Here is a 13,729-nt window from a genome sequence, read left to right as displayed (position 1 = left end):
TCCTTCAAATTGAAGGCGGCAGCCGGACCCGGCCACCGCCACGGGTCGATCAGGTGGGCAGAACCTGCGCGGCGGCCCCGAGAAAGGCGGGACGCTCACCTCCGCCATGCAGCAACAGATTGCAACCGCTGGCGTAACTGGCCAGAGGCGATGCGATGTACAGGCAGGCGTTGGCAATGTCTTCGGCAACCGCCATGCGCGCCGCCGGTATGCCGGCGGCGACAGCAGCGATACCGGCCTCGGTGCCATAGTGCAGATGCGCCTGTTCAGTCAGCACCAGACCCGGGCTGACCGTGACCACCCGCACTTTGGGACCCCACTCCACCGCCAGGGAATTCACCAGCGCCAGGACCCCGGCCTTGGCCGCGCCATAGGCAGCAGTGCCTGGCGAGGGGCGCAACGCACTGATACTGCCGATAAAGACGATGCAACCGCCCTGGACTTGCGCCTGCATCAGCCGGTTGGCGTGCTGGGCGACGTTCAGTGGGGCGATCAGATTCAGGCCGATGATGCTTTCATGAAACCTGGGCGAGGCCGTGGCCGCGTCGGCAGCAGGGCTGCCGCCGGCGTTGTTGATCACCACATCGAGGCGTCCGAAATCGCGCTCGACGGTGGTAAACAGCCGTTGCAGGGAATCGTGGTCGCGCACATCGGCGGCAATGAAGGTTGCGCTCTTGCCGCCCAGCGTCGGCAGCTGTTCCGGCTCGCGTCGAGCACAGACGATCACCCGTGCGTTCGCAGCCAGAAACCCCAGCGCAATACCGGCGCCGATGCCTTTGGTGCCACCGGTGATCAGCACCACCTTGCCGCTGTAATCAAGACTCGAATGCAGCTCCATCATGTGCTCCTTGTTTACTGACAAGGGTCACTCTAGGGACGAATCCGGGGCCGAACTACGTCTGAACGGACGATGAAAATTTAACCGTGCGAACAGGACACTGGCGGTCATTCCTACGTTGCCTGGTCCTTGAGGATGCCCATGTCCGATTCATCCGTTGCACCGGTTCTGCTCGAACGCCCTCTGCCGGGCGTGGCGCTGTTGCGGCTCAACCGGCCGCAAGCGACAAACGCCTTGAGCCTGGAATTGCAGGCGCTGCTGTCGCGTTATTTCAGTGAACTGGCGGTCGATCCCCAGGTGCGATGCATTGTGCTGACGGGCGGTGACAAGGTGTTCGCCGCAGGAGGAGACATCAACAGCATGGCCGGGGTCGGTCCCATCGACATCTACAAGCGTCACACCGAGCGGGTCTGGGGACCGATCCAGCACTGTCCGAAGCCGGTGATCGCCGCGGTTTGCGGTTATGCCTATGGCGGGGGGTGCGAACTGGCGATGCACGCTGACCTGATTGTTGCCGGACGCAGCGCGCGCTTCTGCCAACCGGAGATCCGTATCGGCATCATGCCCGGCATTGGTGGCACCCAGCGGCTGGTGCGCGCGGTGGGCAAGGTCAAGGCGATGCGCATGGCGCTCACCGGTCAGCCGATCAGCGCCGATGAGGCTTGGGTGGCGGGATTGGTCAGCGATCTGGTCGACGATGACCAGGTGCAGAGCCACGCCCTGGAGCTGGCGCGGGTCATCGCAGCAATGCCGGCCCTGGCGGCCGAACAGATCAAGGAGGTGATTCTGGCGGGCATGGACGCGCCACTGGAGGCGGGCCTGGCGCTGGAACGCAAGGCCAATGCATTGTTGTTCGCCTCGCTCGATCAGAAAGAAGGCATGCAAGCCTTCATCGAAAAGCGCCCGGCTCGATTCACGGGGGATTGAATCCTTTCTCGCTCCCACAGAGCGCAGGCAATGGTACCAATACCAACGCGTCCACCTGCTCGCGATGCTCGTCCAGGGTCACGCGGGCTGTCTGCATGCCTGCAGACAAACCGCGTGACGGGCCGCTAGATACTCATGATCATCTGCCCGCTGTCGATGCGCAGCTCGACGCCATTGATCGCCCGCGATTCGTCGCTGGCGAGGAATAGCACGCTGGCGGCGACGTCCTCGGGCAGGCACATGCGGTTCATAGGGTCGCTGTCGATGGTCATGCGCGTCGGGTCGAGGCCTTGGGGGAAGCTGCCACGGGTCATGTCGGTGAGGACGCCATCGGGGTGTAACGTATTGCAGCGAATCCGGTATTTTCGGCGCCGGCAGAGCGCCGCCACCGAACGCGACAACGCCGCCACCGCCCCCTTGGACGCGCTGTACGCTACGTAATCGTCGCGCCCGGCAAGGGCCGCGATCGATGACAGGTTGATGATCGAACCGCCGGTTTGCTTCATCAGCGCGATCCCTTCGCGACACCCGATGAATACGCTGTCGGCGTTCACCCGCATGACCTTGTGCCAGTCCTGCAGAGTCGCGTCCTCGATGTTGGCGTGCAGGAGGATGCCGGCGTTGTTCAGCAGAATATCCAGCCGGCCATGTTGCTCGCGCAGATGAGCCATGACGTCGCGCCAATCGCTCTCACTGCTGGCGTCATGCCGGATAAAGGTCGCCGCCGGACCGATCTCGGCGGCCAAGGCCTCACCCGCCGCGACATCCAGGTCGCTGATCAGCACGTGGGCGCCATGCGCCGCCAACAGGCGAGCGCTGGCCCGCCCGATGCCCTTCGCACCTCCGGTCACCAGTGCAACCTTGCCGTGTACACGGCCATTCGTGTTGTTGTCGTTGTTCGTCATGATGTCGTCTCTCGCGCAAAGGCCTGCTGCTGTTGGTCCACGAACCGGGCGGCGGCCGCTCCGGCACGGCGTCCGGAAAACACGCAGTCAGCCAGGGATAAACCGCTGATATAGAGGTGCGAAGGAATGCCCAGCGCGGTGCGCCCGGCGGCGTACAGACCCGGTATTGCCAGCCCGTTGCCGTCGAGCACCGAGCCGTTGTCCTCGTCCACCCGCAACCCGCCGAGCGTGAGGGCACCCAATGGAAAGACCGGGTTAGTCACGGAAATGTCGACGGCATAAAACGGCCCATGATTAAGCACCTGACGCCCACCCGGCGACTTGCCGAACGGATCGGGCGCCTCGCCACGGGCTGCAGCGTTGGCGGCCAGCACCGATTCGCGCAGCGCCGTCGCGTTCATGCCGGTAATGTCGGCCAACTCGCTCAGGTGCTTGCCCTTGCGCACCTTGAACAGCATCAGGGCCAGGGCCGGAAAGCTTTGAAACCACCAATAGCCTCCAAACAAGGCCTCACGGATGGCCTTCTTGCGCAATGGCGCATCCAGCACCAACCACGCCTTGCCACCCTGCTCTTCCATCAAGGGTTGCCCCAGGGTCGCCCCGTAGACCTCTTCGTTGCAGAAACGCCGACCTTCGCGATTGACCACCAGCCCTTTGTGCCAACTGTACGGCGGGTTGATGAAACGCCAGGCCGAGACCCGCTCCAGCCCCGAGCCCTGACCGCCGACGCTGGTCCCCAGCCGCAGGCCGCTGCCATCACAACCTGTGGCACCCACTTTGAAATTTCGCTGGAATTTCGGCGCATGGCGCTTGATCAGCTCGCGATTGAAAATGAACCCGCCGGTACTGAGGATGACGCCGCTCCTGGCGCGAACCAGTCGTGGCCGGGCGAAATTCCGTTCGAGCTGGCCGATCCGCTCCCGCAGTTTCCCGCAGTAACCCGGGGCGAAATTCTGCAAGCGCTCGGCACGAGCGGCCAGGCGCGCATGCAACTGCGCTTGCGCACTGTCGGGCGGCATGCACCAGATCTCCGCACCGAGCACGCAGCCTTGAGCATCGACCACCAGGCGTTTCGCCGCCGCTTGCAGCAGCGGCCGCGCCCCGGCACGCAAACACGCGGCCTTGAGGTGGCCATACAGCACGGCTCCACACTGCCCCTTGCCGACGGTACGATGTCCCCGGGGTGCCGGCGGCAATGGCCCGCCGTGTTGGGGGACCAGCTCGTTGCCGGAGTAGTAGAGAAAATAGCCATCCGGCGGGTACGACGTCTTGCCTCCCGGGGGCATCCGGTGACCATAGGGCGCTCCGTGACTTTCCAGCCATTGGAGATTGCTGACGCTGTCGGCACAGAAGCGCCGCAGGGTGTCGTCGCTGACCACATTTCGGGTTTCATGCTTGAGGTAATCAAACATCGCTTCGGGTGTGTCGTTATAGCCCGCGGCCTGCTGATGCCGAGTGCCGCCACCGGCGTAGACTACCCCGCCGCTTTTGGCGCTGGCACCGCCACCGGTAAAGCGGTCGGCAATCAACACATCCGCGCCCTGGGCACGTGCCTCGAGCGCCGCGCAGGCCCCGGCTGCGCCCCAGCCAATAATCAACACATCACAATGCTCGTCCCACACCAATGCACCGCTGTCGGCGACTTGCAAGGGTGTCTGGATCGGGGTGCAAAAGCTGTCATCGAACGTCGCCATACCCCCTCCTATCGCTGGCTGGCCAAGTGGTTGGCGGCCACATAAGCGAAGGTCATCGCCGGCCCCAGGGTGCCCCCGGCGCCCGGATAGCTGGTCCCCATCACCGATGCCGAACAGTTGCCGATCGCGTACAGCCCGTCGATAGGCGCGCCGTCCTCGCGGACCACCTGTGCATGTTCGTTGGTCAGCAAACCACCCTTGGTGCCAATGTCTCCCGCATCCAGGCGCATGGCGTAGTAAGGTCCCTTGCGCAACGGTGCCAGGCACGGATTAGGCTTGATGGTGCTGTCGCCATAGTAACGGTCGAACACATTGTCGCCGCGCCCGAAGTCCGAGTCCTTGCCCGTGCGCGCGTACTCGTTGACCTTGACCACGGTGGCTTCGAGACCGACGGCATCGACACCGATCTGCCTGGCCAGCCCGGTCAGGGACTCGTCCTTCCAGTACAGGGTGTTCAGCCATTCCTTGCGCAAGCGGCTGTCGGGCATGATCTGCGCTGGCATCAACGGTCCCATCGCATAGTTGAAACGGAAATGCCCGTCGAAAATCACCCAGGCCGGCACCGACTTGCCACCGGTGAGTCCGTTGTCGCGGTACATGGCATCGACGAATTCGAGGTAGGGAGCGGCTTCGTTGACGAAGCGCTGCCCCAGGCTGTTGACCACGATGGCGCCAGGGAACGCGCGCTCGGCAAAGATCCCCCGGGGTTTTTCCTCGCCCGGTACGGCGATGGTCGGGGCCCACCAGGCCCAATCCATCAAGGCAGTGGCCGCCCCCTGCGCCAGCCCGGCCTCCAGTGCCGCGCCGGTGTTATTCCCCGGAGGGGTTGCACTCCAGGCCATGCGGGTCGGTTGCGGCAGATATTTTTCACGCAGTGCCTGGTTCTGTTCAAAACCACCGGACGCCAGGATCACGCCATGGCGCGCATGCAATTGCATCTCGGCCCCGTTACGCCGCACAGTGACGCCGTTGACCCGCCCGCCTTCGGTGAGCAACCCGGAAAAATCGGTGTTGAGCCACAACGGCACATGGCGGTCCATCAGCGAGCGTCGCAGCGACGCCACCAGCGAACTGCCCAGCGAAGCACGCCGATCTATCTTGCTTTTACGACGCCATTTGAAGTCCAGTTTGTATCGCAGCATCAGGCGCATGATGAGCAGGCGCCAGCCAAAACTGCGCGCCATGACCTTGTGCGCATCGCGGGCGGTCCAGGCGATGCACCCCATGAGCAACGTCGAGGGCGATGGTTTGCGCAGGTTGACCAGTTCGTCACCCAATAGGCTGGTGTCGAAGAATTCCGGATCCAGCGTCCTGCCGCCCGGCAAGGCGCCCGGCAGGTGCGGGTAATAATCGGGGTATTTGGAGGCCACCGCGTAGCGCACCCGGCTGGTACGGGCCAGCGCTTCGATCATCTTCGGTGCGTTGTCCAGATAGGTGCGAAGGCGGATTTCCTCAACCTGATCGCCCGCCGCGGCCTTCAGATAACGCAACGCCGTGTCGTAATCGTCGTTGCCGTTCAGGCGTGCAAAATAGTGGTTGTTGGGGATCCAGATGCCGCCGCCGGAGATCGCCGAGGTGCCACCGTACTTATCGCTTTTCTCCACGATCAGCACGCTGAAACCCTGGTCGGCGAGGAACACCGCCGACGTCATTGCACCTGCTCCCGAACCAACGACAATCACGTCGTAGTGGGTCTGAGACTGAACTTGAGCCGTCATTATTATTGTGCCATTAGCTGAGGTCAGAAATAACCGCCGTCGACGCTGCGCGAACGCGGGCGGAGTGCAACCCATGATCGGGGCTGCACGGGCCGTGCTCATCGTCAAAGCGGACTAGGAAGGCGTGTGTGCGTAGGGCACTTGCCGGTGCTGCGAGGGATGGCTTGGTGTGACAGCGCTTTTTTGTGGCGAGGGAGCTTGCTCCCTCGCCACAACAGGTGTGCGGTGTCTCAGAGGACTGCGCGCCTAGCCGCCCAGGGGCGGTCTTGTTCCAGCTGGTGGGCCAGACGCAACAGTCCATCTTCACCTCCCAGGCGGGCGGTGAACATCATGCCCACGGGCATGCCGCTGTCGCTCTGTCCCAGGGGCAGGGAAATGGCCGGTTGCCCACTGACGTTGGCCAACACGGTGAAACCGGCGCTACCCATGGCGTGATGGGCATAGCTGTCCCAAGGCTGATCCAGCGTCAACAGGCCCAGTTGCGGGGTCAGGTTGGCGGTCACCGGTGAGAGGATCACATCGAAGCGCTCGAAGGGTTGCTCCATGGTCGCGCCGATGCTTTCGAACGACTGCCGGGCGCGATACAGGGCTTCGCCGGTGGTCATCTTGGCTCGTCCAAGGTTGACCAGGGTGATTTGCTCCAGGTCCTGCGCGGTGGCAGCCCGCCCCAGCACCTGTTCACGGTCTTGAATGGCCGTACGCAAAGCTGTGCCAATCACCGCGCCGTGGGCGCCGAACAACTGGCCAGGGTCGATGTTCAGCGTCAGTTCCTCGACTTCATGCCCCAGCCCCAGCAACTGCTTGATGGTCTGATCCAGCGTGGTCGCAATCGCCGGTTCCAGCGCGGCACCGGTCAGCGACTGGCGAACCACGGCGACTCGCAACTTGCCCGGTTCGCGCTGCAATTCTTCGACATAGGGCCGCAACAGCGGTGGGCTCCAATAGGCACTACCGACCTCATGGCCCTGGCCCGCGTCGAGAAACAACGCGGTGTCACGCACCGAGCGCGAGACGACGTTGGCGACACTGGCACCGAACCAGCCTTCGAAATGCCCCGGACCGCTGGGTGTGCGATAACGGCTGGGCTTGAGCCCCACCAGACCGCAATAGGACGCGGGAATGCGGATCGAGCCGCCGCCGTCGGTGGCATGGGCGACGGGCACGATGCCGGCCGCCACTGCGGCCGCCGCGCCACCGGAGGATCCGCCGGCGCTCATGGCCAGGTTCCATGGGTTGCACGTCTGCCCCCACAGCTTGGATTCGGTGGTGGTGGTCAGGCCGAACTCGGGACAAGTCGTCTTGCCGAAGGGCACGGCGCCGGCCTGTTCGTAGCGGGTGATCAGGGTACTGGTCCGGGCAGCGGGCGGCGCGTCCTTGAATAAACGGCAACCGTTGCTGGTCGAGGTGCCTTGCAGATAGGTATTGAGGTCTTTGATCAGTACCGGAACACCGGCCAGCGCGCCCTGTTTTTCAGTACCGGCGGCGCGACGCTGGGCCAACAACGCCCTGGCGTAGTCCTCGTGCAGCATGTTCACCGCCTTGACCCGGCCATTGACCGCCTGGCAGCGCGCCAGCGCGGCGGCCAGCAAGTCGGCCGGTTGCAGCTCGCCACTACGGATCGCCTGGCCCATCGCCCAGGCGTCCAGCCCCTGGTAGTCACTGCTGGACAGTCCTTCGGAGCGGGCATCGGCGAATCGCCCGAGGAGGCCGACCCCCACGGCCAGGGCGCCGGCCTTGAGCACGCTACGACGGGGCCAGCCACTCTGCGCAGCGTCGCAAGCAGTGGATGGCTGGGCAGTCATGAATCGGTATTCGTCGTTTTGCATAATGGTCTCGCGCCCTGTCAATTATTGTTTTAGGGGTGATTAAACGGCTTTTTTCTTTCGGCGAACAACCCTGTCCCGCCAGGCATTCAAACCACATTGAAGCGTGACGACAGCTGATCCAGCTCTTGCGCCAATTGTTCCAGATCCAGCGCGGCAATCGCACTTCGCCCGGCGCCGGCCGACAGCGCGCCGGTGCCCGCCGAGACACTGTCGACCCGCGCGACCATTTCCCGGGTCACCCGCACCTGTTCAGTGATTACCGTGGCAATGGTGTCGACACTTCGGATCACGTCATCGGTGCCACTGCGAATCTGCGCCACCGAGTCGCCAGCTTGATGCGCCAGGCTGACCCCGTCATTCACCCGGTCCACCACCCGGCCCATACCGTCGACCACCGCCAGCGTACCTTCCTGGATGCGTTGCACCGTCAGATCGATCTCGCCAATCGAGCGGGCGGTACGCTGCGCCAACATCCTGACTTCGTCGGCGACCACGGCAAACCCACGCCCCTGCTCTCCCGCCCGCGCCGCTTCGATAGCGGCGTTCAGGGCCAGCAGATTGGTTTGCTCGGCAATGCTGCGAATCACATTGAGCACATGGCTGATTTCACCGGAAAAACCTTCCAGTTCACGAATATGCACCGCGGTCTCGCTGATCACATCGCTGATACGGTTCATCTCCCGGGCCATGTCGCGGATAAAATCTTCGCTTTTGCCCGAACGCGCTGCGGAGTGTTGGGTGATGCTGCGCGACATGCCCACATGATTCTCCACTTCGCCAATCGACCCCGACAGGTGTTCGACCGCGCTGGAGATGCCGCGCACCGCATCAGCCTGCTGCCGGGTGGCCAACGAGGCCAGTTCCGCCGACTCGGCCATGTGCCTGGCCTCAGAACTGACACGTTTGACCAGCACGCGCATTTGCGAGATCAGCCTGTGCAGGTTGTCACGCATCGCCGCGATGTCCCCCAGCATCCGCGAGAACTCGTCATGCCCCTTGACCTCGATGGTCCGGGACAAGTCGCCAGCGGCGATGGCGCGGACACTGGCGCCCGCCTGGGCAAAGGCACGCTTGAGCCGGGTCAGGGTGGAAAACGCGGTCAGGCTGCCCGCGAACACACCGAACAGGGCCAATGCCAGATACGCCATCAAGGTCGAGCGATAGCGTTGCTGCGCCGCTTCATACGCGTGCTCAGCCGCCGCCTGCTGGATCGCTTGCAACTTGCCCAGCTCAAGCACGGCGGCATCGCCCTCAGGCTCGGCCATGCGCAGGAATGAAAGAATGCCCGGCAATCTGAAGTCGCCGGCTCGAAACGTTTCCAGAAGGATTTGCAACTCGTCCTTCCAGGCCTGGTAATGCGCGGCAAAGGCGTCGGCCGCCTGTTGTTCCTCACTGCTCAGCGTGCGCTGGCGGTACTGCGCCCAGAGCAGATCAAGCGACCGATTGCTGGTCTCGATTGCGCTCAAGGTGGCTTCGACGGGACGATCGAACGCCGCCACCAACGGGCCCTCGGGGTCTTGCTGGATGGCGAGCAGGACCTGGCGCCGGCTCTCATCGAGGCGCTGCCGGACCTCGCCAAATACCAGCAGCGTCGCCAGGTTGTCTTCGTTGATCGCTCGCAGGCTGTCGCGCGCCTGTTGCAGGCCGTGGGCGCCAAAACCGACCGCCAGCACGAACAACAAGGTGGCCAACAGCGCCCAAAGCCACAGACGCTGAGCGATCGTGATTGTCTTGAACATGAACAATGGCTTGTCTCGTGCAGCGTGCGTAGCGCCGGAAGCGCCCCGCACGGGGTCAGTCGGCAGTCACGCTGGCCAGCATGGCCGTCAGGAAGTGCTCGCTGTACGGCGGCAAGAGTCCCCATTCGCGACGCGGGTCATGGGCCGGCGCCTTGAACACGGTGCGCTGGTGGCTGAATTCGAGGAACCCTTCGTGGCCATGGTAATGGCCCATTCCCGAAGCGCCGACGCCGCCGAACGGCGCGTCGTGCATCGCCGCATGCATCATTACGTCGTTGACGGTGACCCCGCCGGACACGGTGCGATCCAGTACGTATTGCTGCTCTTGCGGGTCTTCGCCGAAGTAATACAGGGCCAGCGGACGCGGACGCGCATTAATGTCGTCCAGGACACAGTTGAGCTCGTCATAGGTGAGTACCACCATGGCCGGGCCGAAAATCTCTTCGCGCATGATCACGCTGTCCGGCGCCGGGTCGACTACCACGCGCAACGGACGGCGCCGATCATCGGCATTGGCCGCCACGGGTTCAGGCACGCTCTCGATGCGGGCGCCCCGGGCCTGGGCATCCAGTACATAGCCTTCGACCCGATCCAGATGCCGCTGGTTGACCACCGCCACCACGTCCGGGTTGCCAGCCACCGAAGGGTTGAGTTCGCGGTAGGTTGCACGCAGTGCGTCGAGGAACGATTCGAGCAGCGCCCTGGGTACGTACACCAGATCCGGATTGATACAGATCTGCCCGCCATTGCAGGCCTTGCCCACGGCGATGCTGAAAGCGGCTTTTTTCAGGTCGGCGCTGGCGGTCACGATGACCGGCGACTTGCCACCCAGCTCCAGCGTCACCGGCACCAGGTTCAGCGCAGCGTTGCGCATGACCAGCCGCCCGGTCGCGGTACTGCCGGTGTACACCAGGTGATCGAACGGCTGGGCGCTGAAGGCTTCGGCCAGTTCGACGTCACCGGTGACCACAGCGATCTCCAGCGGGTCGATGTGTTCGGCGAACAACTGCGCCACAAGCTCGGCGGTGCGCGGTACCACGTCCGACGGCCTGAGGATTGCCCGGTTGCCCGCTGCCAGTACCGAGGCCAGGGGACTGAACAAGGTATACAACGGCGCATTCCAGGTCCCGAGAATGCCGACCGTGCCCTTGGGTTGATGCATCACCCAGGCCTTGGCGCCGAGTTGATCGTAAGGCGCGAATGGCGCACGCGGTTCATCCTGCATCCAGTCTTGCAGATGGTCCCGCGCATATTTGAGCGAAGCCAGGGCACCCACCACGTCATTCATCAGCGTGAAACCGGCAGGCCGGCCGCCGAAATCCAGGTCGATCGCCTCGGTCAGCGCCCCATGGTGGCGCACCAGCAGATCGATTACTTGCTGAAGTCGGCGTCGGCGGGTATCCGCGCTCACAGCACCGGCGCTGGCGAATGCGTTTTTTTGCCGGGATAACAGGCTGGCAAGCCCCTCGACGGATGATGTGACGGAACTCATTCGTGCCCCCTTGCAGGTACTGGCCCCATGGCCGGGAAGCGCCCGATGCGCTTGCCATCACCCTAGCCCCGCCTGCCCCCGCGCCGCCTCGTCCGATCGGACGAGGCACGCCTGAATCTGTTAGTCCGTTGAGACGATGTTTAATAGCGTGCCGGAACCAATACTGGCCCTACGAAAATCCAACTCCATGAGGCCAGTCATGGCAACGCCAAACGTCAGTTTCGATCCCCAGGCTTTTCGTGCCGCACTCGGCACCTTTACCACCGGGGTCACGATCATCACTACCCAGTCCGAAGACGGCTCACCCGTGGGGATCACGGCCAACAGTTTCAATTCGGTTTCGCTCAACCCGCCACTTGTGCTCTGGAGCCTGTCCAAGCAGGCCCGCAGCCTGCCGGTGTTCACCAGCGGCAAGCACTGGAATGTCCACGTGCTGTCCACTGAACAGGAAACCCTGTCGGGACGCTTCGCCACCCAAGGCGAGGACAAGTTCTCGGAAATCCAGCTGGACAATGGCGTCAGCGAGGCGCCGTTGCTGCAGGACTGCACAGCGCGTTTCCAGTGCCGCACCGCGTTCCAGTACGAAGGCGGCGACCATGTGATTTTTGTCGGCGAAGTGCTTGCGTTCGATCACAGCGACCGCGCGCCACTGGCGTTCCAGAGCGGCCAATATGCCCTGGCGACCCGCAAGCCGCGCAGTGAGCTGCGTCTGGCCACCACACCGCCGCCTCCGGAATGCAGCTACACCGAGGACTTGCTCGGCTATCTGTTGGGTCGCGGCCACTATCAGGTGCTCAATGCCCTGCGGCAGATGCTGAGTCATCAGCAGCTGGACGAAATGGCGTTTTTCATCCTGTCCATTCTGTGTATCCGCGACAACCTGTCCCTTGAAGAAATCAATACCTTCGTGGCGTACACCGGCCGCGAAGTCACCCTGGCCAGCATGCGCTTCCTCGAACACCAGCGCCTGGTGGCGATCGAGGGGACAACCGATGCCTTGCGTTTTGTCCTGACCGCGCAGGGCCGGGAGGTGTCGCTGCATCAACTGGCACTGGCCAAGGCTGTCGAGGAAGACCTTTCGGTCAAACTCGGCGCCGCCGATGCACAAGCCTTGAAGGTCTTGCTCAAGCGTCTGATTGTGGTGAGCGACCCTGGCTTGCCGGATCTCTGGGCACCGCGATGAGCGCGAACCCGAGGAGCACGCTGCCACCGGCCAGGGTCGGTTGGCGCAGCCACGGTTTGCTGTTGCTGCTGGCCGTGGTGTTCGCCGACAACTTCGTCGGGCGACAGATACTCGCGGTGATGATCGAACCGATCAAATCGGAATTCGGCGTCGGCGATACGGCCATGGGACTGATTTCCGGCCTGGCGTTCGCGGCGGTGTATGCCCTCATGGGATTGCCCGCGGGACGGCTGGTCGATCGCATGCCACGCACCCGCTTGCTGGCCATGGCTTGCCTGCTCTGGGCAGGGGCGACCATGGCCTGCGGGTTGGCGGGGAGTTTCCTGGCGCTGGCCATTGCGCGCATGCTGGTGGCCGTCAGCGAATCGCCGACCACCTCGGCCTCGCTGTCGGTGATTGCCGATTTGTATCCCCCGCAACGGCGCTCCTTGGCGATCAGTTGCTTCACCAGCGCCCCCACCTTTTCTTCAATCATCGGCCTGAGCATCGGCGCCTGGGTGGTCGAACACTACGGCTGGCGCGCCGGGTTCATTGCCCTTGGCGCGCCGGCCGTGCTGTTCAGCGCCCTGCTCGCCTTTGTCGTCCGCGATCCACAACGAGGCCGCTGGGACCTCACGCCCCACGCACAAGCGCCTTCCCCGTTGCTGGGCATGAGGGCCGAAGCCCGTGAGCTCTGGGCTTTTCCGGCTTATCGCTGCCTGATCCTCGCCGGCGGCCTGACCACACTCAGCTCCTACGCCGTCGGCATGTGGAATACGAGTTTCCTGGTGCGCTCCCACGGCTTGTCGTTGCAACACGCCGGGCTACTGGCCGGGGTCATTTGCGGTATCTCGGCCGGGATCGGCGGGCTGTTCAGCGGTTGGCTGAGTGATCGCCTGAGCCGCCGTCACCCGCACTGGCAATTGTCCATTCCGGTGTTGGGCCACCTGACGGCGCTCGGTGCGCTGATACCCTACCTGCTCTGGTCAGACTCGGTGCTGATCCGCATCGGCGATGTGCCCATCCCCACGGCCATGCTCTGGTGCGCCCTGTACGCGTTCTTTGCCGTGTGGTGGGTTGCGCCGTCGTACAACCTGGTGACCCAACTCGTGCCCCCGGGTCGGCGCGGGAGTGCCATGGCCCTGCAAACCATCATCAGCACCCTGCTCGGAGTCGGTGTCGGTCCGCTGGTCGTCGGCCTGTTCAGCGACCTGCTGCTGCCGGTCTATGGCCAGGAGTCACTGCGTTATGCGCTGATGCTGGTAAGCCTGCCAGTGCTGGGCTCGGTGCTGTTGCTGGTACGCACGGCAAGCCATGCGGCCAGGACTGAGTACCGTCATGCGGTGACGGTTTCGTAATCGCCAGTGGTGCTCGGGATGCTGTTCACTACGGTGTAGATATCCGTGTCTTCGGTGATCGCTACTGGCG

The 13,729-nt window shown here is 63.6% G+C and carries 10 protein-coding genes; 3 read left to right on the top strand and 7 right to left on the bottom strand.

Annotated elements, in window-relative coordinates; genetic code table 11:
* Positions 1 to 49: 49 nt before the first annotated feature.
* On the bottom strand, positions 50 to 838 hold the full coding sequence (locus tag GQ39_RS09080) for an SDR family oxidoreductase (RefSeq protein WP_047529028.1): 789 nt from the start codon (positions 836 to 838) through the stop codon (positions 50 to 52).
* A gap of 141 nt (positions 839 to 979) precedes the next feature.
* Between GQ39_RS09080 and GQ39_RS09075 the strand changes: the two genes are divergently transcribed.
* The gene (locus GQ39_RS09075) at positions 980 to 1,765 is read left to right on the top strand and encodes an enoyl-CoA hydratase (protein ID WP_047529026.1); all 786 of its coding nucleotides are present in this window, start codon (positions 980 to 982) and stop codon (positions 1,763 to 1,765) included.
* 125 nt (positions 1,766 to 1,890) lie between these two features.
* Here the strand turns inward: GQ39_RS09075 and GQ39_RS09070 are convergent, their stop codons facing one another.
* The 6 genes from GQ39_RS09070 to GQ39_RS09045 form a co-directional block, all read right to left on the bottom strand.
* Complete coding sequence (locus tag GQ39_RS09070) at positions 1,891 to 2,670, bottom strand: SDR family oxidoreductase (RefSeq protein ID WP_047529025.1); 780 nt, start codon at positions 2,668 to 2,670, stop codon at positions 1,891 to 1,893.
* On the bottom strand, positions 2,667 to 4,364 hold the full coding sequence (locus GQ39_RS09065; protein ID WP_047529023.1) for an FAD-binding protein: 1,698 nt from the start codon (positions 4,362 to 4,364) through the stop codon (positions 2,667 to 2,669). Before GQ39_RS09065 ends, GQ39_RS09070 begins: the two co-directional genes overlap by 4 nt.
* 8 nt (positions 4,365 to 4,372) lie before the next feature.
* Positions 4,373 to 6,082 carry an FAD-binding protein gene (locus GQ39_RS09060; protein ID WP_047529021.1) on the bottom strand — a complete coding sequence of 570 codons (1,710 nt, stop codon included), beginning with the start codon at positions 6,080 to 6,082 and terminating at the stop codon, positions 4,373 to 4,375.
* Positions 6,083 to 6,312: 230 nt separating this feature from the next.
* Positions 6,313 to 7,884 (bottom strand): amidase, encoded by a 1,572-nt coding sequence (locus GQ39_RS09055; protein ID WP_047538658.1) that lies wholly within the window; start codon positions 7,882 to 7,884, stop codon positions 6,313 to 6,315.
* 110 nt (positions 7,885 to 7,994) lie between these two features.
* On the bottom strand, positions 7,995 to 9,647 hold the full coding sequence (locus tag GQ39_RS09050; protein WP_047538655.1) for a methyl-accepting chemotaxis protein: 1,653 nt from the start codon (positions 9,645 to 9,647) through the stop codon (positions 7,995 to 7,997).
* A 55-nt stretch (positions 9,648 to 9,702) separates the two neighbouring features.
* Positions 9,703 to 11,139, bottom strand: coding sequence for a coniferyl aldehyde dehydrogenase (locus tag GQ39_RS09045; protein WP_047529020.1), 1,437 nt, complete (start codon positions 11,137 to 11,139; stop codon positions 9,703 to 9,705).
* A 199-nt stretch (positions 11,140 to 11,338) separates the two neighbouring features.
* Here GQ39_RS09045 and GQ39_RS09040 point away from each other — a divergent pair, with 199 nt between their 5' ends.
* Complete coding sequence (locus GQ39_RS09040; protein ID WP_047529018.1) at positions 11,339 to 12,322, top strand: flavin reductase family protein; 984 nt, start codon at positions 11,339 to 11,341, stop codon at positions 12,320 to 12,322.
* Positions 12,319 to 13,659: a spinster family MFS transporter gene (locus GQ39_RS09035; RefSeq protein WP_052193523.1), complete on the top strand. Its 1,341-nt coding sequence runs from the start codon at positions 12,319 to 12,321 to the stop codon at positions 13,657 to 13,659. The genes GQ39_RS09040 and GQ39_RS09035 overlap by 4 nt, the downstream gene beginning before the upstream one ends.
* Positions 13,660 to 13,729: the final 70 nt, after the last annotated feature.

The organism is Pseudomonas sp. 11/12A (assembly GCF_000800055.1).
Lineage (GTDB): Bacteria > Pseudomonadota > Gammaproteobacteria > Pseudomonadales > Pseudomonadaceae > Aquipseudomonas > Aquipseudomonas mohnii.
Note: the sequence above shows the minus strand (reverse complement) of the source record. Positions and strands in the feature narration are given on the sequence as shown.

Coding starts and splice junctions, on each gene's coding strand:
- GQ39_RS09080 (WP_047529028.1), bottom strand. CDS start 838: ATGGAGCTGCATTCGAGTCTTGATTACAGCGGCAAGGTGGTGCTGATC.
- GQ39_RS09075 (WP_047529026.1), top strand. CDS start 980: ATGTCCGATTCATCCGTTGCACCGGTTCTGCTCGAACGCCCTCTGCCG.
- GQ39_RS09070 (WP_047529025.1), bottom strand. CDS start 2,670: ATGACGAACAACGACAACAACACGAATGGCCGTGTACACGGCAAGGTT.
- GQ39_RS09065 (WP_047529023.1), bottom strand. CDS start 4,364: ATGGCGACGTTCGATGACAGCTTTTGCACCCCGATCCAGACACCCTTG.
- GQ39_RS09060 (WP_047529021.1), bottom strand. CDS start 6,082: ATGACGGCTCAAGTTCAGTCTCAGACCCACTACGACGTGATTGTCGTT.
- GQ39_RS09055 (WP_047538658.1), bottom strand. CDS start 7,884: ATGACTGCCCAGCCATCCACTGCTTGCGACGCTGCGCAGAGTGGCTGG.
- GQ39_RS09050 (WP_047538655.1), bottom strand. CDS start 9,647: ATGTTCAAGACAATCACGATCGCTCAGCGTCTGTGGCTTTGGGCGCTG.
- GQ39_RS09045 (WP_047529020.1), bottom strand. CDS start 11,139: ATGAGTTCCGTCACATCATCCGTCGAGGGGCTTGCCAGCCTGTTATCC.
- GQ39_RS09040 (WP_047529018.1), top strand. CDS start 11,339: ATGGCAACGCCAAACGTCAGTTTCGATCCCCAGGCTTTTCGTGCCGCA.
- GQ39_RS09035 (WP_052193523.1), top strand. CDS start 12,319: ATGAGCGCGAACCCGAGGAGCACGCTGCCACCGGCCAGGGTCGGTTGG.